This is a genomic window from Chromobacterium sp., from assembly GCF_041912965.1.
Taxonomy (GTDB): domain Bacteria; phylum Pseudomonadota; class Gammaproteobacteria; order Burkholderiales; family Chromobacteriaceae; genus Chromobacterium; species Chromobacterium aquaticum.
In genome coordinates, this window is the sequence record NZ_JAYSGF010000003.1 from 130,130 (window position 1) to 150,540 (window position 20,411).

At 66.8% G+C, this 20,411-nt stretch carries 18 protein-coding genes; 9 read left to right on the plus strand and 9 right to left on the minus strand.

The genetic code is table 11. The features are described from left to right. Positions 1–26: 26 nt before the first annotated feature. The 3 genes from ACE3QM_RS02640 to ACE3QM_RS02650 form a co-directional block, all read right to left on the minus strand. Positions 27–1,901, minus strand: a complete 1,875-nt coding sequence (locus ACE3QM_RS02640) for a S8 family serine peptidase (protein WP_374420016.1) — start codon at positions 1,899–1,901, stop codon at positions 27–29. Then, the gene (locus ACE3QM_RS02645) at positions 1,894–2,787 is read right to left on the minus strand and encodes a hypothetical protein (RefSeq protein ID WP_374420019.1); all 894 of its coding nucleotides are present in this window, start codon (positions 2,785–2,787) and stop codon (positions 1,894–1,896) included. The genes ACE3QM_RS02640 and ACE3QM_RS02645 overlap by 8 nt, the downstream gene beginning before the upstream one ends. A gap of 167 nt (positions 2,788–2,954) precedes the next feature. Further along, positions 2,955–3,119, minus strand: coding sequence for a hypothetical protein (locus tag ACE3QM_RS02650; protein WP_374420020.1), 165 nt, complete (start codon positions 3,117–3,119; stop codon positions 2,955–2,957). 194 nt (positions 3,120–3,313) lie between these two features. On the opposite strand from ACE3QM_RS02650, the gene ACE3QM_RS02655 reads away from it, so the two are divergent. Continuing rightward, a complete protein-coding gene (locus tag ACE3QM_RS02655) occupies positions 3,314–3,670 on the plus strand; it encodes a DUF1484 family protein (RefSeq protein WP_374420022.1) in 357 nt (118 codons plus the stop codon). 23 nt (positions 3,671–3,693) lie between these two features. Next, positions 3,694–4,053 carry a hypothetical protein gene (locus ACE3QM_RS02660; protein WP_374420024.1) on the plus strand — a complete coding sequence of 120 codons (360 nt, stop codon included), beginning with the start codon at positions 3,694–3,696 and terminating at the stop codon, positions 4,051–4,053. Between the two features lie 12 nt (positions 4,054–4,065). Here ACE3QM_RS02660 and tssA read toward each other — a convergent pair whose 3' ends face one another. The 6 genes from tssA to ACE3QM_RS02690 are packed head-to-tail and all read right to left on the minus strand — an operon-like array spanning position 4,066 to position 11,814. Further along, a complete protein-coding gene (gene tssA / locus ACE3QM_RS02665; protein ID WP_374420026.1) occupies positions 4,066–5,163 on the minus strand; it encodes a type VI secretion system protein TssA in 1,098 nt (365 codons plus the stop codon). A 31-nt stretch (positions 5,164–5,194) separates the two neighbouring features. After that, on the minus strand, positions 5,195–9,046 hold the full coding sequence (locus ACE3QM_RS02670) for a type VI secretion protein IcmF/TssM N-terminal domain-containing protein (RefSeq protein WP_374420029.1): 3,852 nt from the start codon (positions 9,044–9,046) through the stop codon (positions 5,195–5,197). Next, positions 9,043–9,807, minus strand: a complete 765-nt coding sequence (locus ACE3QM_RS02675; protein WP_374420031.1) for a DotU family type IV/VI secretion system protein — start codon at positions 9,805–9,807, stop codon at positions 9,043–9,045. The genes ACE3QM_RS02670 and ACE3QM_RS02675 overlap by 4 nt, the downstream gene beginning before the upstream one ends. Beyond that, on the minus strand, positions 9,797–11,143 hold the full coding sequence (gene tssK, locus ACE3QM_RS02680; RefSeq protein WP_374420099.1) for a type VI secretion system baseplate subunit TssK: 1,347 nt from the start codon (positions 11,141–11,143) through the stop codon (positions 9,797–9,799). The genes ACE3QM_RS02675 and tssK overlap by 11 nt, the downstream gene beginning before the upstream one ends. Positions 11,144–11,167: 24 nt before the next feature. After that, entirely contained in the window at positions 11,168–11,623 is a 456-nt protein-coding gene (locus ACE3QM_RS02685; RefSeq protein ID WP_374420033.1) for a hypothetical protein, read from the minus strand. Between the two features lie 5 nt (positions 11,624–11,628). Then, positions 11,629–11,814: a hypothetical protein gene (locus tag ACE3QM_RS02690; protein WP_374420035.1), complete on the minus strand. Its 186-nt coding sequence runs from the start codon at positions 11,812–11,814 to the stop codon at positions 11,629–11,631. A gap of 90 nt (positions 11,815–11,904) precedes the next feature. Between ACE3QM_RS02690 and tssB the strand changes: the two genes are divergently transcribed. From tssB to tssH, 7 genes are all read left to right on the plus strand, one after another. After that, on the plus strand, positions 11,905–12,450 hold the full coding sequence (tssB, locus tag ACE3QM_RS02695; RefSeq protein ID WP_048409968.1) for a type VI secretion system contractile sheath small subunit: 546 nt from the start codon (positions 11,905–11,907) through the stop codon (positions 12,448–12,450). A 35-nt stretch (positions 12,451–12,485) separates the two neighbouring features. Continuing rightward, on the plus strand, positions 12,486–13,964 hold the full coding sequence (gene tssC / locus ACE3QM_RS02700) for a type VI secretion system contractile sheath large subunit (RefSeq protein WP_374420039.1): 1,479 nt from the start codon (positions 12,486–12,488) through the stop codon (positions 13,962–13,964). 65 nt (positions 13,965–14,029) lie between these two features. Then, positions 14,030–14,527, plus strand: a complete 498-nt coding sequence (locus ACE3QM_RS02705) for an Hcp family type VI secretion system effector (protein ID WP_048409970.1) — start codon at positions 14,030–14,032, stop codon at positions 14,525–14,527. Between the two features lie 3 nt (positions 14,528–14,530). Beyond that, positions 14,531–14,998 carry a type VI secretion system baseplate subunit TssE gene (tssE, locus tag ACE3QM_RS02710; protein ID WP_374420042.1) on the plus strand — a complete coding sequence of 156 codons (468 nt, stop codon included), beginning with the start codon at positions 14,531–14,533 and terminating at the stop codon, positions 14,996–14,998. Then, positions 14,998–16,797, plus strand: a complete 1,800-nt coding sequence (gene tssF, locus ACE3QM_RS02715) for a type VI secretion system baseplate subunit TssF (RefSeq protein ID WP_374420044.1) — start codon at positions 14,998–15,000, stop codon at positions 16,795–16,797. The genes tssE and tssF overlap by 1 nt, the downstream gene beginning before the upstream one ends. Then, a complete protein-coding gene (gene tssG, locus ACE3QM_RS02720) occupies positions 16,761–17,810 on the plus strand; it encodes a type VI secretion system baseplate subunit TssG (RefSeq protein ID WP_374420046.1) in 1,050 nt (349 codons plus the stop codon). The genes tssF and tssG overlap by 37 nt, the downstream gene beginning before the upstream one ends. Then, the gene (gene tssH, locus ACE3QM_RS02725) at positions 17,807–20,386 is read left to right on the plus strand and encodes a type VI secretion system ATPase TssH (RefSeq protein ID WP_374420048.1); all 2,580 of its coding nucleotides are present in this window, start codon (positions 17,807–17,809) and stop codon (positions 20,384–20,386) included. The genes tssG and tssH overlap by 4 nt, the downstream gene beginning before the upstream one ends. Positions 20,387–20,411: the final 25 nt, after the last annotated feature.

A 20,411-nucleotide genomic window follows, 5' to 3' on the forward strand; every position in this document is an offset into this window, starting at 1 on the left:
CGCGGTAAATTTAAAAACCGACCTGATTATTTAATTTGCGTCCAAGCCTGCCCCCAGGCCGAGCCGGTACCGGGCGCGTAGTGCGCCGCGGATTGGCCGCACCAGGCCGAGTAAGGCATGGGCTTGCATTGAAACACCTTACCGACATTCTTCACTTTGTCGCCCGCCTTGTAGCTTACGCCTGGGCGATAGTCCGCTATATCGCCCTCCGCTCCACCGGTTTCCGCCGCTTTCACACGCAGCACATGAGTGCTTTGGGCTGTGTTGCCTTTGTTATCCGTCACCAGCAGTTTAACTTCGTGGTTACCGGGCTTAGTATTTTGGGGGGCACGAACCAAAACCTGATCACCGTTGGCTTGCAATACAAGGCCGCTGGCATTGCTCCAAGTAAAGCGCAACTGCGTGCCGATGGATGATTTACCCGACAACTGAAGCCCTCCCGCCGCCGCGATGGTGAGTTCTGTTCCACCAGTAATATTGGCCTGGGGCAAGACCACGCCATTCTCCATTGCCTTGACGGTAATCGCGTGGCTAGCCTGAGCGGTTTGGCCCTTGTTGTCGGTAACCGTTAGCATAATCTCATGTTTACCGGCCTTGACACCCTGCGGCGCGCTAACGATGGCGCGATCCTGATTAGGAAGTAGCGTTAACCCGCTATTATTGGCCCATTGATAACTTAAACCCGTGCCGGTTGATGCTTGTGCCGATAACATAATCCCTGTCGCGCTCCCCTCTTCCAGATTGGAGCCACCGCTAATGACGGCTTTAGGAGGAAGGGCACCAGTATTTTCATCTTTCACGGTGATGGTGTGACGGCCCTTGCCAATTTTTTTAGCACCGTCAAAGACCTCGAGATGGATGGTATGTGTTCTAGACGGGACACCTTTGTCGGCAAAGATCAGTAACTGGTTAAAATTTGGATGAAGCGTTAAGCCAGATGTATTTTTCCACTCAAAACGCAGTTTTTTCCCGGCAGGCATATCAGCCTCTATTATCGCCCCTTCCTCCACATCTCCAGCAACCACTTCTTTATCGCCATGGATGTTGATGTCTGGCAGGACTCCATTCTCTTGCCCACGCGCCCATAATTCCATGGAGTCTTCTGATGTACGGTTTTTCGCATCCGTAATCTTCAGTTTAACCAGGTACTGAGTGTCTTTTTGCAGATTGGGAATAGAAAAACTGACTTCACTGCCATTGGTGTTTAAGGGCAAAGCAGGTTGAATAGACCAGGCATACTTTAAATTATCGCCTGTCGATTTAGCGGCGGATAACGTCACCTGACTACCTGCGGGCACGTCGTTGTCACCGCTGATAACGGCAACGGGGGCCGGTTGCCAGCCGCCGCCGGCATCTTGCAGCATAATGTCAGCCGCTTTAACCAAGTCCGGTTGCATCCCGATGGGCGCCGCCGGATCAGGATAACGTAAGGGCTGACCACTTCTCACCAAAATATCACGCATTTTTTGGGGTGGGATATCACCTAGGTTATTGGCCCGTGCAATACTTTGCAGCAAGGCTACGCTGCCGGCAATAATCGGGTTGGCGGAAGAGGTGCCGCTATATGTCGTCGTATAGCCATTAGGATTTTGTGCTGACCAGGAGGTACTGGTGACATTCCTGCCCCAGCTGAATAAGTCCACTCGGACGCCATATTGTGAAAAGCTGGCGCGTTTGGCGTCCTTTGGGTCGGCGGCACCCGCATAAATGGCCCCGGAGTCTCGGATTTTTCTATCGTATTTCCGCTTTAAGTTGGGGTGATCCAGATTGATATTGCCATTGGCGGTGGCAATCACCACATGAATGCCTTTTTCTGCGGTCATATAAGAGATGGCGTCAAACACATCTTCTGCTTGCTCAACCGGCATATAGCAGTTGATTTTGCAGCCGTATTCAGGCAATCCATTGACATAAGTGTATGTGTATGCCGACCTGTACCACATCACCTGCCTTTAATTGCTTGGCCAGGTCTAGCAACTGGGGGCCCGCGCCATACTTGCTATAGCCTGCTTGTGCTCTAGCCGCAATCCCGATGGTGCCAATACCGTTGTCTTTTGAAAACATTACACCGGCACTGGAGGTATCATGGCTATCCACTTTATGTTGACTGGTATCCCAGTGTTTAAGAAAGGGTTTGGGCAGATTGGGATGGTCGTAGTTCCAGTGATTAATTTCGACTGAAACAATACGGGATAATTCGCCTTTATTCGCATAACGCTTATGGGCTTCCACCACATTGAGCCCGCCCATGCGATAAGGTGATTTAGCGATATCCGGATAGAGATAATACTGGCAGCTGCTGATGGGCGTCGCGTCGCAGTCGGCGTAATTGGGTACGCTACGGGTGGCCGCGCTTTCTTCCGGCAACGGCGGTTCACCAATGGAAACCGCTTCCGGGCGTACATAGGCGGTTTCCACCAAGGGGTTTTGCTTTAGCTTTTCTACCAAGGCTTGAGCCTCCCGCTCTGTCGCGGGCGGTTTGCTGATTTGAAAGTAGCGATCCAGATTATGCCGTTGCATCGCTTCAACCGTTTTGAGCGAATCGGTTTTAGTCATGCGCCAGTCGCGCGCCGGGTCCGGCAGTTCAAAAAGCGTTGCCAGTTGCAGGCCCGAGGTTTGCAGTTGCCGCGCGGCCTGCTGTGGATCGACGTTTTTCTCGGATCGGGTCAAAGGGTCCGATACGGTTTTCTTGACCTTGACGATGACTTCAATATCACGCGCATAGCTTGCCGCGGACAGCGACAGCAATATCGCGCTCAACGTGCCAAGTTTGAAATAGGAGTTCATTATTGGGCCCAAACACAACTTAAAATGTTAAATGGATGTGTTGCCAAGTCATGATCAACAGCTTGGAACTGCCGCATGTCGATGGCGCGCCCAAGTCTGGCTAAGATCGGCCGGACTGAGAAAAACCCTCAAAAGAACCTGAATAAAAAGGGAGCGCTTGCCTAAGCTCAGCGCTCCCAAAGCCGCACAACCCGCCGCGCCAACGCCGTTGCTGCAAACACCAGCCTCGCGGCTTTCCCCGCCACCGCCGGCTTGACGCCCATCGCCAGGCTGTTTAGGCTTTGCTCCGCGCCGTGCTCAATCACGCGGCGCAGGGTTTGCAGGCCCATCATTTAACTCTCCCGCAGATACAACGGTCCGCTTTGGCGCCGTTACGTCTGCTGCCACGCCGTACCCATTCGGGGCGGGCCGTGGCAGGGAGCCTTAGGGCTACCGGTTTTTGGTAGAGTTAGCCGGTCCTGCAACCTTGTCACGTGCCTGCCCTAGCCTCGCCTAGGCAGGTTTCCAAACTGACATGGAGACCGTGATGACCTTTCCTACCTTTCCCCCTGGTATTCCCCCACCGGATTCAGAAGAAATCGCCGCCGCGCCGCTGGAACAACTGCGCCTATGCCTGCATCAACTGCCGGCCGCCGCTGGCAATCTCGTTGAGCTGGGCGCGCTGGGCCGGCAGTTGAGCCGCTGCCACGCCGAGCTGGATGCCCTGCTCTTGCAAGGCACGATCGATCTGCGCGCCGCCCATCTGGGCTTGCAAGCCTTGCTCACCCTGCTGCAAGGCCGTGACGAGCCGCTGCTGTTCAGCAGCGAGGAAGCGCTGGCCTTGCTGGAGCCGGTGCAGCAGCGTTTGCAGCTGGGGCTGCAGCGCATCAATCGCGTGTTTTGATCGGTCGGATGGGGAGCATTGCCATGATGAAGCTATTGAAGCAGCACAATGACACGCTCAAGCGCGCCGCGCGTTTGCTCATTGTCTATGAGGCGCGCAGCGGCGTAGTTGCCTTGACGGACGACTGCCCGGCCCATCCGGCCAATTCCACGGCCATTCTTCAGGAGATTCAGCTGGTGCTCGCCGAGTTTCGCCGTTGGCAGCAACGGCATGGCGAGCAGGAATACGCCCGCGCCGCCATCCTGGCGATGTGGGCGTCCGGCGCGTGGAGCAACCGCGATACTTGCGCGCGGCTGTGTTATCGGCAGGCGGGGTTCAGCACGATGGCGCTGGCGCGCCAGGCCCTGGTGGGGGCGCCGGCGCCGGAGAGCGCCCGTTCCTAGAAAAGCCCCCCGCTATGGCAGCACCCCCAGCAGCGACCATAGCCGCCGCGCCTCGGCATCACTGTCTATCAGCTCCGCCAGCAGTTCGCGCAGCGGCTTTTCGCCCCACTCCACCGCGCGGTAGATCAGATAGGGCACCGGGCTGTGCGGCTCGGTGCGCGCCAGGTAGTCGGCGATGCCGCGCAACTGGCGGTAGGCGTCTTCCCGGCCCTGCGGTTCGCGTTGAGCGAAGACGGCCGCGGCCACAACGGGCGCCGACGCGCTGTTGCCCGCTTCGACGGCGGCTGGCGGCGCGGCGGTTTCCGTGCGCTCAAGCACAGCGGCCTCCGGCTGCGGGCCGGGATGCTGGGTGGCCAGTTCCTGCAAGGCCAGCGTCGCCTGTTCCAGCGCCTGGCTCAAGGGCGCGTAGGATGGCGCGTCGGCGCCCATATGCTGATCGCACCAGGCCTGTAAGCGCGCCAGCCATTGCCGGCTGCGCGCCAGCGCGCCGCGGCTGGCGTCCAGCGTGGCCGGCGGCAGCGCGCGCAGCCAGTCGTTCAGTTTCTGCTGTTCGTGGCGCGCCTGCTCGCGCTCCAGCTTGCCGTCGTCGCCGCTGGCCAGCAGCCGGCGGTTGAGGTCTTGCCATTGCCGCAGCGTCAGCGGCGCGCGTTCTTGCGGCGGCGGCGCGTCCAGCAGCGGCACTTGAGCCGCCAGCGTGGCGGCGTAGGTTTTGGCCAGCCATTCCAGCGGCCCGGTGCGGAAGCTGACATCGTCTTGCTGCGGCAGCGGGTGCAGGCTGTCCCAGAATTGTTCGCAGCTTTGCGCGGTCAGCGCCAGCGCGGCCTCCAGGCCGGGCAGACCTTGCAGGTGCAGCCAGGCTTCGCCCAGCCAGGCTATCACCATCAGGTCCTTGCTGCGTTCCGCCAGCAGCGCGGCGGCCATGCGTTCCACCGCCGGCCAGTCCGCCCGTTTCAAATCGCTTTCCCAGATGCCGGTGGGCAGGCTGGGGTCGTCTTCGCGGCGCAGTTCGCGCAGTTGATCGTATTCCGGCGCGTAGCGCAGCGGTTCTCCGCCGGGGCTGTCCGCGGCGATGGCTTGCAATAGCGCGTCCAGGCTGACGGTGGCGCTCATGGTGCGGTCCTCATGGTGGTCAAAGCGCGCATCAGCTGCCCTCTATCGCGGCCAGCCGCGGGTTGGCGGCGGCGCGGAACGGCGACGGCGGCGCGGTGTAAGGCAGGCCGCTGACGCTTAGCCCGCTCTTGCCGCCCGGCGCTTGCAGGCTCAGCCGCATGAACATTTGCGCGTTGCCGCTGCCCAGGCCGGCCGGGTTGCGCACCGGCAGCGCCAGCATCACGCTGACGTCGTTGAAGCCGTCCAGGCTGCTGGAGCGCAGCGGCGAGCTGTTTTCGCGCAGCAGGCGCAGCAGCGCCCATTGGCCGCCGTAGTTCCAGCTGGCCAGGCGCTCGAACACGGTGAGCCCGCCTTGCGCCGGGTCTTCCACCGGCGCTTGTTGCGATTCCTTGGCCCAGCGCAGGGTCAGCGTCAGCGGCTGGCCCACGTTCCAGTGCAGGCGCTGGCCGTCGCCGCTGGGGTAGCGCAGACGCTGGCCGCTGCTGGCCAGCGTCCATTCGATCACTTGGTCCGCCGCTTGCTCGTGTTCGCGGTCGGTGCGCCAGCGCACTTCCAGGTCCACGCCCTGCCATGGGCCGCCGTTGTCGCGGATGAACATCGGCCCCAGCCAGGCGCGCGCGGACTTGGCCGCGTCCAGGAAGCGCCGCGCCGCCTGGGCCTGGCCGGATTTGAGGTCTTGCAGGCCGGCCGCGGCCAGCACGCCGTTGTCGTCCATCAGGCGCATGAATTCCGCCACCCGTTCCGGCGCGGCGTCCGGCGCCGGCAGCTTGGCGGCGAAGGGGAAGCGGTTGGCCAGGTATTGATTGAAGAAGGCCGCCAGTTTTTGATAGGCGGCGGCGCCGGCCTGGCCGCGCAGCACGCCGCAGCGGTCGCTGGCCAGGCTGACCAGGGTTTGGGCGCGCTCGGCGAAGATATTGCCGGCGGCCGGCAGTTCCACTTGGTCCAGCACTGCGCGGCAATTGCCCACGTCCATTTCGTTCAGGTCTTTGCTGATCATGGTTTCCAGCACCGACGGCGCGCTATTGGCCGCTTTTTCCTTGTAGTGGCGCAGTTCGTTGGTGGCGCTTTGCCAGCGCTGCACCAGTTGCTGGTCGCTGACCGACATCTCGCTCTTGTGCGCCAGCAGCCAGCTCAGCGTTGGCGCTTGCGCCTGGGCCAGGGTGCCTATCAGTTCCAGCTGCGAGCCCAGGTATTGCTGCAGTTCGCGCGCGCCGCCGGCGCGGAAGGCGCGGGCGGCGGCGTTGCGCGAGCCGTCCCACCAGCGGAAGCTGCCTTGCAGCGGCTGGTAGACCGCCAGCCCTTGCAGGCTGCGCTCCGCGTGGCGCAGGGATTGCAGCGCGCGCCGGTCCATTTCGCGCAGCACGCCCTCGCGCATCGCCGGCTGTTCCAGGTCTTCCAGCGCCGCCAGCAGCGGGGCCACCGCCTTGGCCTGAGCCTCGAAGGCGCTGCCCTCTTCCACCGAGCCGCCCACCAGGCCGGTGGCCGGCTCGGCGTGGCGGCTGATCAACTGGTGCCACATCACTTTCGCCGCGCTGTCCTGCAAGGCGCGTTCCAGGCCCTTGCGGTAGGCCGGCGGCATTTGGGTGGCGCTGCCGGCCAGGTATTTCTGGTAGCCGTCGTAATAGCGCAGCGCCGTCGTCATCGCTTCGGCGTCCATGCGCTTCAGCCCTTCCGCTCCCGGCCCGTCGTCGTCAAGCGCGCGCGCGCCGGCCACCGCGTCCTGCTTCAGCAGCGAGGCCAGGGTCACGTTCAGCTTGAGCACTTGGTCTTGCAGTTCCAGGCCGCCGGACGGGCCTTGCGCCAGCAGCGCCGAGGACGCGCCCACGCCGCCCAGCCAACGCTTGCGGAACTCCTGGCGCGCCACCGCGGAGTAGTCCACCACCCGCGCCACCGCGTCGCGCCCTATCAGGCTGGAGCGGCGCGCGCCGTCCAGCATCGCGCTGTAGCCGGGCACCAGGTCCTGGCCGGCGGCGCGGCTCCAGGCGCTGTTGGTGGCGTTGACCAGGCTTTGCAGCAGGCCGATGTGGCCGGCGATGCTGTCCAGGTCCGCCAGGGTGTTGCCTTGGCCGGATTCCAGCATTTGCAGTTGCTTTTGCAGTTGCTGGGCGGTGAGGTCGAAGGTTTGATTGGTATAGAGCTGGCGGAGCCAGGCTTGCATCAGCGCGCTGAAGTGGTCGCCCACTTGCGGCCGGATCTTGGCGAGGTCGATCGGCGCGGCCACCAGTTGGTCGCTGGCCAGCAGGATGCGGCGCAGATTGTCGCGCTGGGCGTTTTGCGGCGCGCGCAGGCCGAGGCCGAACAGGCCGTTGGCCAATTCCGCCGCTTCGTCCAGCGTGGCGTTGCCGTCGTTCACCGCGTGGTTGAACTGGCTGACGCGCTGTTCCAGCCGCCCGGCGTCGCCGGCCAACTGCCGCGCCAGCAAGTAGGCCGGCCATTTTTCCGGGGTAGCGGTGTCGTCGCTGACGCTGTCGGAGCCGGTTTCGCCCAAGCGCCGCAGTTGTTCCGCGTCGCGCAGCAGCCGCTGTTGCAAGGGCTGCATCACCGCGCGGCGCAGCGCGTATTCGATGGTGTCGTCGATGCGGCCGTCCACCGGGGAGAACAGCGAGGTGGGCAGCAGCAGGGTGCCGAAGCGGCGCGAGGGCGCGTCCTTGAGCGCGCGCCAGAAGGCGGTGATGCTCTGCCGCGCGGCGGCGTCGTTGCTCAGTTCCGGCCGCGGCCCGCCGCGCTCCAGTTGCAGGATGCGCAGCTGGCGGCCCAGCGCGTCGGCATCCGCGGTGACGGTGTGCCAGTACCAGCTGATGCCGGCCAGCCACAAGGCGGCGAACAGGGCCATGGCGGCCAGGGTCCAGCGGTGCCAGCGCTGGCGCAGCAGCAGGATGCGCGGCACCGGCTGGGCCAGGCCCTGTTCCGCCAGCACTCGCTGGCGCAGCAGGCGGCCGGCGAACAGCGGCAGCGCCGGCGGCGGCGCGACTTCGTCCAGCTCGCCTTGCGGCGCGGCTTGGGCGCCGGTGAAGTAGATGCCGCGCAACTGCGGCGCCTCGCCCAGCGCGTTGCCGCGGAACACCGGGTCGCACAGGGCTTGCAGATTGGCGCGCGCGTCTTCGAAGCTGCGCGGCAGCAGGTAGAGGTCCGCCGAGGCCTGGCCTTGCAAGGCGCCGATCTCGGCGATGGTTTCGCTCAGGGTCAGCCGCAGTTTTTCCAGCGCCTGTTCTATCCAGTCGGATTGATAGGCGGTGCCGGCGGCATAGGGCGAGGACCAGCCCAGCATCGCGTCGCGCGCCTCGCGCGGCAGCGCCTGTGCCAGCTCCAGGAAGCCCGGGGTCTGCTCGGTTTCGGTCACCACCAGGTAGATGGGCAGGCTCAGGCCCAGCCGTTGCTGCAGGTCGTAAAACTTCTTGCCGGCGGCCAGGCCGGCGCTGACCGCCAGGTTCTCGCTCCACAGCTTGTCGGCGGACACGGTCCAGATCAGCGCGTCCAGCGGCCGGCCGGCGCGGCTGCGCAGCAGCACGCTCAAGAGCCGCCGCCAGGCGGACAGCGGCGCCAGCGCGCCTTCCGGGTGGCTGAACATATCGTCCGGGATCACCAGCACCGCGCCGTCGCCGCCGTACCACCAGCGGCCGAACCAGTTGGCTTCGCCTTCATGCCGCAGTTGCAGCGAGGCGCACAGCGCCTCGACATTGCGCACCCGATCGCCCACCGCCAGCACCCAGGGGGTCTGGTAGCGGTCTTCGGCGCCCAGTTCGCGCTCAAAGCGGCGCACCGAGCCGCGGAAGCTGCGCCGCGCCGGGTCCGCCTCGCGCCGCAGCCACCAGATCAGCGCCGCCAGCGCCAGCGCGAACAGCAGGGCCAGCAATACGATGCCGGCTATGGTCTGAATCGTCATTTATTCTGTCCGTCCCCATCCGTCCCGTGGTACAGCATGGGTTCCACCCGCGACACGATGTCATGCCAGAACACGTGCCCCACCACCGACATGCCCAGCAGGATGGCGGCCACGCCCAGCGCCAGCCGGAAGCCGTCCGGCAGCATGCGCCGCACGCTCAGCCGCTGCGGCGGCAAGGCGCTGCTGCGTTCCAGCGCCGGCGCCAGGCTGCGCATGTCGGCATCGCGCTGGTAGGCGAAGGCGAACAGTTCGCGCCGCCATTCCTCGTGCTGGGCCAGGCCGCCGGGGCCGCGCAGCCGGCCGTAGAAGCCCAGGGTCAGTGTTTGCAGGCAGACATTAGCCAGATCGCGCCCGGCCGGGTCGCGCTCGCGCAGCACTTGTTCGATCAAGGCCGGCACTTTGTCGCCGGCGGCGCGGCTGCCGAACAAGCGCTGTTCCAGCGGCGTGGCCTGCCACAGGCTCTGCCCCGGCCAGTCGTCGAACAGCAGGCGCTCGTCTATCAGCGCGACGAACAGGTATTGCAGGGCTTCGATCTGGTTTTGCCCGGCCGCGCCCACGCGCGCGCCGGCGGTGCGGCTGAGCCGCCGCGCCAGCAGCCCGCCCTGCTCGGCCGCCAGTTCGGCGGCGGTTTCGGCCTTGTGGCCGCCGCCGGCCAGTTCCCGGAACAGTTGCAGCCATTCGGCGTAAGCGTCTTCGAAAGCCGAGCCCAGCGGCGCTTGCGCCAGCGCGCCCAGCGGCTGCAGGGCGGCGTTATCCTGCATGGCGTTCTCCATCGGCCTCGTCTTGCGGGTCCGCGACGAAGAGCAGCGCTTCCCACGGTTCCAGCGCCACGCCGCCGGCCGGCAGCGTCATGCGCAGCGGCTGCTCCGGCTGCAGCCAGTCGCCGCGCGCCAGCAGCGCGAACAGCCGGGTATCGTCGCCCACGCTGTAGGCCACTTGCTCGGCGCGGTCCAGCGGCTGGAACACCAGGCCGCGCATGCGTTGGCGCGCCAGCGTGGCCACATGGGATTCGGAGGCGATGATGGCCTGGCCCAGCCATTGCTGGGCGGCGGAATCCGGCGCGCCGCCGGGCATGCGCAGGCCAATGATCAGCCGCTCGATGTCGCGCGCGGCCTCCGGCAGCAGAATCCAGAAACCGTCGGCGTCGCGGTTGAACGGCAGGCTGCGGTAGCCGGCGCGCACCCGGTCCAGCGCGGCGGACAGCCAGGCCAGCAGCGGTTCGTAGCAGGCCAGCAGCTCTTGATAGTTGAAGGCGGGAAACACCGGCGCGCCGGCGCCGGGGTCCAGCGCGGTCAGCGCGCCGGCCATGCCGGCCAGCAGGCCGAACAAGGCGGCGGGATGGGCCACGCGGCTGCCCAGCGCGGCTTCCACTTCCGGCAACCGCGCCCACAGCGCCGCCAGCTGGCGGCGGATTTCATCGATATCGTCGTCCTTGCCGGCGTCCTTGGCCTGACGCAGCCGGCCGCTGAGGAACACGCATTTTTCGCGCGCCTTGGCGCACAGCGCCGCCACCTTGCGCCCCAGCGGGCTGTCCGGCAGCACCCGCGGCGACGGCGGCGCGTAAGCGCGGCGGGCAAAGCCGCCGCCTTGCTGGGCGATGCGCAGCAGCGGCAGGCAGATCATGTCGGCGCGCTCGGCCTCGGTGACCAGGCGGATGTCCGGCCGCCACAAGGTCAGGCTGGCCGGGTTTTCGCCGCTGCTCAAATCCGGCACCGCCTCGCTGTTTTCCGAGCGGTAGCGGCCGGTCATCGCGTCCAGCCGGCCGGCGCGCCACAAGGGCGGCAAGGCCAGGTAGACCGTCACCGTGCGCCCCGGCGCTTCCGCCGCGGCCGCGGTCACGTCGCAGCTGAGCTCGGCGCCGTCGCCGGCGTCGAAGCGCAGCGGCAGACCGTCCGGCAGCACCGCTTCCAGCGTGGACACCCGCGCCACGCCGCCGGCCAGCGCCGCTTCGTCCAGCTCCAGCTCCAACACCCCCCAGTACAGCGGCTGGGCCGCCGCCGCCAGCGCCGCGGCCACCCCATCCGCGCGCAGGGACTGCCATTGAAAATGCTGGGGCAGCAACTGCATCCCCTCGTACCAACACACCGCCTGTGGCACTGCTTTCAAACCGCTCTCCCCCCGCTACGGCTCCATCAGCCGCATATTCTTGCTTTCAAAACGCAACCAGACTTTCTTGCGCGTATCCAGGCTCAGCCGGTGCATGCCGGGTCCGGCGTAGCCGGCGTACACCAGCAGCCCGGCCGCCGACTCGCCGCGTATCGGCACGTCCTCGGTCTCCAGGTGCTGGCCCGGCACCAGCTCCAGTTCCCATACCTTGAGGTCCACCGGATAGTCGCGCCGCAGCTGCTCGCGCTGCTCGAACCACTTGGCCGCCGGCAGCCCCAGCAGCAGCTTGTGCAGCTCCGGGTCCTTGACCGCGACGAAATCCACCGCCAGCGGCGTGTCGTCATTGGCCATGCTGACCACGTCCAGCATGGCCGCCTGCAATTTCACCGATGGGCCGAAGCCCAGGGACGAACATCCGCCCAAGCCCAAAACCAGACAGCAGCACAGCCCGGCCAGATACCCGTTGCGCATCCGCATCACCCAAACGCCGTTATCCATTGCAAATAATATTGGCAAAAAAACGCCGTCAGTTCTATAGGAATTGTTAAGCCGAGGGCATTGAAAAATGCAAATTGCAAGCATTTGTCAGCAAAAAAGGCTTCCATGCGGCGTTCAGGACCGGCATCAATGAAAAAAGAAGCCGGGACCATCAAACTCGTCAATGGTCAGACAATCCAGCAACAAGCCAATTCGGGCACCGGGCGCAAGCGCCGAGTCCGCCATTGGCGTCAACTCACCGATCGAGGTCTGTTATGGCAGAAAGCACTCAGCACAAGCTGGACCGGATTCGTCCGCCGCGCGTGCAAATCACGTATGACGTGGAAATCGGCAACGCCCTGGAAAAACGGGAGCTGCCGCTGGTGGTTGGCATCCTGGCGGACCTGGCCGGCAAGCAGGAGCAGCCGCTGCCCAAGCTCAGCGAGCGTCGTTTCGTGGAGATAGACCGCGACAACTTCAACGCGGTGCTGGCCTCGCTGAGCCCGCGCGTCACCGCCCAGGTGGACAACGCGCTGTCCGACGACGGCAGCAAGCTCAACGTGGAGCTGAAGTTCAACCACTTCGACGACTTCGACCCGGTCAACATCGTCAAGCAAGTCACCCCGCTGCGCCGGCTGTACGAGGCGCGCCAGAAGCTGCGCGACCTGCTGACCAAGCTGGACGGCAACGACGAACTGGACAAGCTGTTGCAGGACGTGGTGGCCAACACCGAGGAACTGCAAAAGATCAAGAGCGCCCGCCCGGAGGCCCCGGCCGCCGCGGAAGCCGCGCCGGCGCCGGACGCGCCGCCGGCCGCCTGACGCCCCGCCCGACCCCCTGATACCGGAGACACCTCATGGCAAAAACCCAAGCCGAAGCGCCCAGCGGCGACGCCGCCTCGCTGTCGCTGCTGGACCGCATCATCCAAGAAGGCCGCATGGCCCACGACGACATCCAGCAGGAATACGCCAAAGACCTGCTGTCCGAATTCGCCACCCAGGTGCTGGACGAAGGCATGGCCATCGACAAAGACACCGTGGCGATGATCAACCACCGCATCGCCATCATCGACCAATTGCTGAGCAAGCAGCTCAACAACATCCTGCACCACCCGGACGTGCAGAAGATGGAAGCCTCCTGGCGCGGCCTGCACTACCTGGTGATGAACACCGAGACCAGCAGCCGGCTGAAGCTGCGCCTGCTCAACGCCACCAAGGACGAGCTGCAGAACGACCTGGAAAAGGCGGTGGAATTCGACCAGAGCGCGCTGTTCAAGAAGATTTACGAGGAAGAGTACGGCACCTTCGGCGGCCACCCCATCAGCCTGCTGATCGGCGATTACGAATTTGGCCGCCATCCGCAGGACGTGGCGCTGCTGGAGAAGCTGTCCAATGTGGCCGCCGCCGCGCACGCGCCGCTGATCTCCGCCGCCAGCCCGCGGCTGTTCGACATGAGCAGCTTCACCGAACTGGCGGTGCCGCGCGACCTGGCCAAAGCCTTTGAAAGCGCCGAGCTGATCAAATGGCGCTCCTTCCGCGCCAGCGAGGACTCCCGCTACGTCAGCCTGGTGCTGCCGCACATCCTGCTGCGCCTGCCCTACGGCCCGGACACCAAGCCCACCGAAGGCATGAACTACGTGGAAGACGTCAACGGCACCGACCACGGCAAATATCTGTGGGGCAACGCCGCCTACGCGCTGGGCCAGCGCATCACCGACGCCTTCGCCAAATACGGCTGGTGCGCGGCCATCCGCGGCGTGGAAGGCGGCGGCGCGGTGGAAGGCCTGCCGGCCCATACCTTCGGCACCGTGTCCGGCGACATCGCGCTCAAATGCCCCACCGAGATCGCCATCACCGACCGCCGCGAGAAAGAGCTGGACGGCCTGGGCTTCATCGCGCTGTGCCACAAGAAAAACACCGATCTGGCGGTGTTCTTCGGCGGCCAGAGCGCCAACCAGCCCAAGGTCTACAACACCAACGCCGCCAACGCCAATGCGCGCATCTCCGCGATGCTGCCCTATGTGCTGGCCGCCTCGCGCTTCGCCCACTACATCAAGGTGATCATGCGCGACAAGATCGGCAGCTTCCTGACCCGCGACAATGTGGAAACCTATCTGAACAACTGGATAGCGGACTACGTGCTGGTCAACGACAACGCGCCGCAGGAGGTGAAGGCCCAGTACCCGCTGCGCGAAGCGCGGGTGGACGTGACCGAAGTGCCGGGCAAGCCCGGCGCCTACCGCGCCACCGTCTTCCTGCGCCCGCACTTCCAGCTGGAAGAACTGACCGCGTCCATCCGCCTGGTGGCGGAGCTGCCGCCGCCGGCCGCCGCCTGACGCCACACCAAGGGCCCGCCGCGCGGCGGGCCTGAACCGATACCCTCCAAGGAGCAAGCAAAGCAATGGACGCCATCATTCTGGACCTGGGCAGCGACATCAAGGGCGAGTGCAAGCTGGAAGGCTACACCGACAAGATCGAAGTGCTGTCCTACAGCCACAACGTGGCCATGCAGGTGACCAACGACGTCAGCAACACCGAACGCACCTCCGGCAAGCCGCATATCGGCGAATTCAGCCTGACCAAGTTCACCGACAAATCCACGCCGGAACTCAACGCCTACTGCTGCCAGGGCAAGAACATCCCCGAGGTCAAGATCACCATAGGCCGCAACGCGGCGGACAGCAGCGGCAAGGTGCTGCCCTACATCGTCTATACCCTGACCAACGCCATCCTGTCCAATGTCAGCGTCAGCGGCGGCACCGGCGGCAAGCCGGTGGAAAACCTCTCGCTCAACTTCACCAAGATCAAGTGGGAGCTGACCACCCAGAAAGACACCGGCGCCAAGGACGGCAATGCCGCCGCGGTGTGGGACCTGGCCGCCAACAAGTACTCCAAGTAAACCATGCGCCAGCCCGCCCAGTTCCGCCCGGGTCTGTTCGAACTGCTGGCCGACGCCGAACCGCGCCAGCGGCTGGAGGCCGAGCCGCTGCTGCGGGTGGACCGCCGCCAGTTGCAGGAATCGGTGCGGGCGGAACTCGCGCGGCTGCTGTCCAGCCGCCGCGCGGCCCAACCCTACCTGGCCGAACTCAGCGTCATCGATTACGGCGTGGCGGACTGGAGCGCGCTGCACCCTGAGCGCGCCGAAGACCGCCAGCAGTTGGCGCGCGAGATCCGCCAGGCAATACGCAGCTTCGAACCCCGGCTGGCCGCGCCGCGCGTCAGCGTGGACACCGTGCCGGGCCGCGGCCTGCTCCTCAGTGTGCGCATAGACGGCGAACTCCACGCCGACGGCAGCCGCTGGCCGGCCGCCTTCGTCGCCGAGCTGGACCCGTCCGGCGCGCGGCTCACCGCCTGCGAGGACGCCGGCTGATGGAATCGCTGGACCCGCGCCTGCTGGACTACTACCAACGCGAACTCGCCTACCTGCGCCACGCCGGCGGCGAATTCGCCCACCGCTACCCCAAGGTGGCGCACCGCCTGCAACTGAGCGACGGCGAATGCCCGGACCCGCAAGTGGAGCGGCTGCTGGAAGGCTTCGCCCTGCTGTGCGCGCGGCTGCAACGCCGGCTGGACGACGACTACTCCGAACTCACCGACGCGCTGCTGGAGCAGCTCTACCCGCACGCGCTGCGGCCCATGCCCTCCTGCGCCATCGCCCGCTTCGAGCCGGACCCGGACAAGGGCAAGCTGGACGCCGGCTACCGCATCGAGCGCGGCACCCCGCTGTTCGTGGCCACCACCGCCGGCGACAGCCTGCGTTTCCGCACCAGCGCCGCCGTCACCCTGTGGCCGCTGCGGCTCGCCGCCGCCAGCCTGCTGACCGAGGACGAAGCCCAGGCCGCCAGCGGCCTGGCCCAGGCGCGCGCCGCCCTGGTGCTGCGGCTGGAAAAACTGGGGCCGGAGCCGCTGGGCGCGCTGCCGCTGCACAGCCTGCGCATCCACCTGGCCGGCTCGCCGCTCAACGCCGCCGCGCTCTACGACCTGCTGTCCGCCCACAGCCTGCAAATCAGCTGCCGGCTGCCGGAGCGGCCCGGCCTGGCGCCCTCCATCCGCCCCGGCGCGCTGCCGCGCGCCTGCGGCTTCGGCGCCGACGAAGCGCTGCTGCCGGCCGAGGACGGCGTGCATCCGGCGCACGCGCTGCTGGCGGAATACTTCGCCTGCCCGGAAAAATTCGCCTTCTTCGACCTGCCGCTCAGCCTGCCGCGCCAAGCGGAGCGGCAGTTGGAAATCGTCATCGCCTTCGAACGCGCGCCGGCCGGCCGCCTGGGCATCCATCACGGCGACATCGCGCTGGGCTGCGCGCCGGTGATCAATCTGTTTCCGCACACCTCGGAGCCGCTGCGCCCGGACGGCAGCCGCAGCGAATACCTGCTGGTGGCCGACGCCCACCGCGACCACAGCGTGGAAATCCACTCCATCCGCCAGCTGCGCGCCGCCGGGCCGGACGGCGCGCGCCGCATCGCCCCCTACTTCGCCTGCAGCCACGGCGAAGGCGGTGACGGCCGCTACTGGCACGCGCGCCGCGTGCGCGGCCTCAACCGGCTGCGCCCCGGCAGCGACATGCTGCTGACCCTGGTGGACGCGGATTTCGACCCGCTGGCCGCCAGCGAGCTCAGCCTCACCGCCGAACTGCTGTGCACCAACCGCCACCTGGCCGAGCAACTGCCGGCCGGCGCGCCGCTGATGTTCGAACTGCCCGGCCCGGTGGGCCAGGCGCGGCTGCTGCGCCCGCCGCGGCCGCAAACCGAAGCCGCGCTGGACGGCGCCTCGCGCTGGAAACTGGTGTCCCAGCTCAGCCTCAACCACCTGTCGCTGAGCGAAGGCCCGCAGGCGCTGGCCGCGCTGCGCGAAATGCTGGCGCTGCACAATCTGGGCGAACAGCCGGCCGCGCGCCGCCAGATCGAAGGCATAACCGCGCTCGGCAGCGAACGCATCGTCGACCACGTCGGCGCCGACGCCTGGCGCGGCTGGCGCAACGGCCTGCTGCTGACGCTGGAGCTGGACCCGGCCTGCTTCGCCGGCGGCAGCCGCGTGCTGTTCGCCGCCGTGCTCGCCCACTTCTTCGCCCTCTACGCCCACGCCAACCGCTTCGTGCGCACCCGACTCGTCCACCAGCAACAGGAGATCCAGACATGGCAGCCGCCGCCCGGCCCCAGCCTGGTTCTGTAGCCGAGCGGCTGCTGACGCGGCCGCAGGGCTTCGAATTCGCCCAGGCGGTGATGCTGCTGGAACGGCTGACGCCGCAAGCCGCGCCGCTGGGCCAGGGCGCGGACCCGGCGCGCGAGGCGCTGCGGCTGCGCGGCCCGCTGCTGCCCGCCTTCGCCGCCAGCGAACTGAGCGCGCTGGAACCGGGCGCGCTGGGCGGCGACGCGCGGGACGGCCAGCCGGCACTCGATGTCGAATCCTTCGGCCTGGGCGGCCCGGACGGCCCGCTGCCCTACGCCTACCAGGAATGGCTGCAACAACGCCGCCAGGACAAAGACCACGCGCCAGCGGAATTCCTGCAACTGTTCCAGCACCGGCTGCTGGCCCTGCTCTACCGCGCCCAGCGCAAATACCGGCTGGCGCCCAGCTTCGCCGCGCCGCGGCTCAGCCCGGCGCGGCCGCTGCTGCTCAGCCTGTGCGGCCTGCTGCCCGCCGGCCTGCAACAACGCCAGGCGGTGCCGGACGCCGCGCTGCTGGCCCGCGCCGCCCTGCTGGCGGACCGCCGCCGCTCGCTGGCCGGCTTCGCCGCCTTGGCCAGCCGCCACCTGGCCGCGCCGGTGCAAGCCAGCCCCTACGCCGGCGGCTGGCGCGAGATCCCCCCGGCCAGCCGCACCAGCATCGGCCCCAAGGGCCGCAACGCCGCGCTCGGCCAGGGCGCGCTGGCCGGCCGCCGCGCCTGGGACGAACACGCCGGCATCCGCCTGACCGTGGGCCCGCTGGACCCGGCCGGCTACCGCGCCTTCCTGCCCGACGGCGAACGCCACCGCGCGCTGGCCGCGCTGGCGGACTTCTACTTTGGCCCGGATCTGGACATCCAGCTCAGCCTGCTGTGGCAAGCGCCGGCCGCCGCGCTCAAGCTGCAAGCCCGCGCCGCGCCGCGGCTGAGCTGGGACAGCTGGCTGGGCGGCCCCGGCGGAGCGCGGCGGCTGGACACCCGGCTGCAACGGCCGCCCCCGGCCGGCGAGGACGCGGCATGAGCGCCGAACTGTCCGAACTGGTGGCCCGCCTCAATCCCAGCTGCCGCAAGGCGCTGGAGCTAGCCGCGCAGCGCTGCCTGCAGCAAAGCCACTACTACGTGGAAATCGAACACGTGCTGCTGGAGCTGCTGGAGCTGCCCAACGGCGACCTGCCGCTGCTGCTGCCCAAGCTGGGCCTGAGCCCGGACCAACTGAGCGCGGAGCTGCGCCGCAGCCTGGACCAGTTCAAGCGCGGCGAAACCCGCGCCCCGGCCTTCTCCAGCCACACCGTGGCCTGGCTCAAGGAAGCGCTGCTGCTGGCCACGCTGCGCCAGCAGGCCAGCATCCGCTCCGGCCTGCTGCTGCTCACCCTGCTGGAGCGCGACGAGCTGCGCAATCTGCTGCTGATCGGCGCGCCCTGCCTGCTGCGCGCGCCGCGCCAGCCGCTGAGCGAACAACTGGACGCCTGGGCCGCCGCCTCGCGCGAAGCCCCGTCCGCCGCGGCGGCGGAACCGGCCGGCGCGCTGGCGCGCTTCACCCACGACCTGGTGGCCGACGCCCGCGCCGGCCGCATCGATCCCATCGTCGGCCGCGACGGCGAAATCCGCCAATGCCTGGACATCCTGCTGCGCCGCCGCCAGAACAACCCCATCCTGGTGGGCGCGCCCGGCGTGGGCAAAACCGCGGTGGCGGAAGGCCTGGCGTTGCGCATCGCCCACGAGGAAGTGCCGCCGGCGCTGGCCGGCGTCGGCCTGCTGGCGCTGGACCTGGGCCTGCTGCAAGCCGGCGCCGGACTCAAGGGCGAGTTCGAACAAAGGCTGCAAAGCGTGATGGACGACATCCGCGCCGCCGCCCGGCCCATCATCCTGTTCATCGACGAAGCCCACACCCTGGTGGGCGCCGGCGCGGCCGAGGGCCACAGCGACGCCGCCAACCTGCTCAAGCCGGCGCTGGCGCGCGGCGAGCTGCGCACCGTGGCCGCCACCACCTGGCAGGAATACAAGAAATACTTCGAACGCGACCCGGCGCTGGCGCGGCGCTTCCAGCCGGTGCAAGTGGAAGAGCCGGACGAAGACCGCGCCGTGGCCATGCTGCGCGGCGTCGCCGCCCGGCTGGAACAACACCACGGCGTGCGCATCCTGGACGCCGCCATCCACGACGCGGTCAAGCTGTCCCACCGCTACATCTCCGGCCGCCAGCTGCCGGACAAGGCCATCAGCGTGCTGGACACCGCCTGCGCCCGCGTGGCGCTGGCCCAACACGACCAGCCGCCGCAGCTGGAAAACCTGCGCCATCGCCAGACCATGCTGGACGAGGAACTGGAGCGGCTGCTGAACGAACAGGCCACCGGCCTGGACCACGCCGCCCGCATCGCCGCGCTGCGCCAAGACAGCGCGCGCCAGCTGCAAGCCATGCGCGAACTGACCGTGCGCTGGCAGGACGAATTGCGCGCGGTGCGCGAAATCCTGCGCACCCGCCAGCAACTGCTGGACTTCCTGGCCAGCGAGCCCGAGCTGCCCGCCGGCGAACCGCCGCTGCTGCTGGAAGAAGCCGAAGACGGGACCGCGACCGCCGACGAGGACGAAGCCGCGGACCCGGCGCTGCGGCTGGCGGAACAACTGGCGCGGCTGGAAGCCGGCCTGGACGCGCTGCGCCAGGACGACCCGCTGGTGCCGGAACACGTGGACTCCAAGGCGGTGGCCGCCGTCATCGCCGGCTGGACCGGCATCCCGGTGGGCAAGATGCTGGCCGACGAAGCCTACGCCATCCGCACCCTGGCCCAGCGCATGGGCCAGCGCGTGATCGGCCAGCCGGCAGCGCTGGGCAAGATCGCCCAACGCATCCAGGCCTACCGCGCCGGCCTGACCGACCCCGGCAAGCCGGTGGGCGTCTTCCTGCTGCTCGGCCCCACCGGCGTGGGCAAGACCGAAACCGCCTACGCGCTGGCCGACGCGCTCTATGGCGGCGAACGCAATCTGATCGTGGTCAACCTGGCGGAATACCAGGAAGCCCATAGCGTCAGCCAGCTCAAGGGCGCGCCGCCCGGCTATGTCGGCTACGGCCAGGGCGGCGTGCTGACCGAAGCGGTGCGGCGCAAGCCGTATAGCGTGGTGCTGCTCGACGAAATCGAGAAAGCCCACCCGGACGTGCTGGAAGCCTTCTACAACGTGTTCGATAAGGGAGTCATGGAAGACGGCACCGGCCTGACGGTGGACTTCAACAACACCATCATCCTGGCCACCAGCAATGTGGGGGCGGAGCTATTGCAAACCACGCCAGGCGAACAGCTCGCCACCCAGTTGTTCGACGAACGCCTGCGCAAGACGCTGCTACAAACCTTCCGCCCCGCCTTCCTCGCCCGCATGACCGTGGTGCCCTATCCGCCGTTGGCGGAACGCACATTGGAAAACATCGTGATCAACAAGCTGGAAAAACTGCAAGCCCGCTATAAGGCGGCGACAGGGAAACAATTCGATTTCGACCCGGCCATTGTGAAAGCGGTATTGGCCAAATGCAGCTCTGCTGGCGCGCGGGATATCGAGAATGTATTGATGGAACAGGTGACCGGGAAGTTGGCGGAGTGGGTGTTGGAATAATCATTCCAAAAACTGAGACGATGAT

Excerpts from the sequence above, each read along its gene's own strand:
- ACE3QM_RS02645 (WP_374420019.1), bottom strand. The coding sequence starts at position 2,787 with ATGAACTCCTATTTCAAACTTGGCACGTTGAGCGCGATATTGCTGTCG.
- ACE3QM_RS02705 (WP_048409970.1), top strand. The coding sequence starts at position 14,030 with ATGGACGCCATCATTCTGGACCTGGGCAGCGACATCAAGGGCGAGTGC.
- tssC (WP_374420039.1), top strand. The coding sequence starts at position 12,486 with ATGGCAAAAACCCAAGCCGAAGCGCCCAGCGGCGACGCCGCCTCGCTG.
- tssH (WP_374420048.1), top strand. The coding sequence starts at position 17,807 with ATGAGCGCCGAACTGTCCGAACTGGTGGCCCGCCTCAATCCCAGCTGC.
- tssF (WP_374420044.1), top strand. The coding sequence starts at position 14,998 with ATGGAATCGCTGGACCCGCGCCTGCTGGACTACTACCAACGCGAACTC.
- tssB (WP_048409968.1), top strand. The coding sequence starts at position 11,905 with ATGGCAGAAAGCACTCAGCACAAGCTGGACCGGATTCGTCCGCCGCGC.
- ACE3QM_RS02675 (WP_374420031.1), bottom strand. The coding sequence starts at position 9,807 with ATGCAGGATAACGCCGCCCTGCAGCCGCTGGGCGCGCTGGCGCAAGCG.
- ACE3QM_RS02660 (WP_374420024.1), top strand. The coding sequence starts at position 3,694 with ATGATGAAGCTATTGAAGCAGCACAATGACACGCTCAAGCGCGCCGCG.
- ACE3QM_RS02655 (WP_374420022.1), top strand. The coding sequence starts at position 3,314 with ATGACCTTTCCTACCTTTCCCCCTGGTATTCCCCCACCGGATTCAGAA.
- tssE (WP_374420042.1), top strand. The coding sequence starts at position 14,531 with ATGCGCCAGCCCGCCCAGTTCCGCCCGGGTCTGTTCGAACTGCTGGCC.
- tssA (WP_374420026.1), bottom strand. The coding sequence starts at position 5,163 with ATGAGCGCCACCGTCAGCCTGGACGCGCTATTGCAAGCCATCGCCGCG.
- ACE3QM_RS02685 (WP_374420033.1), bottom strand. The coding sequence starts at position 11,623 with ATGCGCAACGGGTATCTGGCCGGGCTGTGCTGCTGTCTGGTTTTGGGC.
- ACE3QM_RS02670 (WP_374420029.1), bottom strand. The coding sequence starts at position 9,046 with ATGACGATTCAGACCATAGCCGGCATCGTATTGCTGGCCCTGCTGTTC.
- tssG (WP_374420046.1), top strand. The coding sequence starts at position 16,761 with ATGGCAGCCGCCGCCCGGCCCCAGCCTGGTTCTGTAGCCGAGCGGCTG.
- ACE3QM_RS02650 (WP_374420020.1), bottom strand. The coding sequence starts at position 3,119 with ATGATGGGCCTGCAAACCCTGCGCCGCGTGATTGAGCACGGCGCGGAG.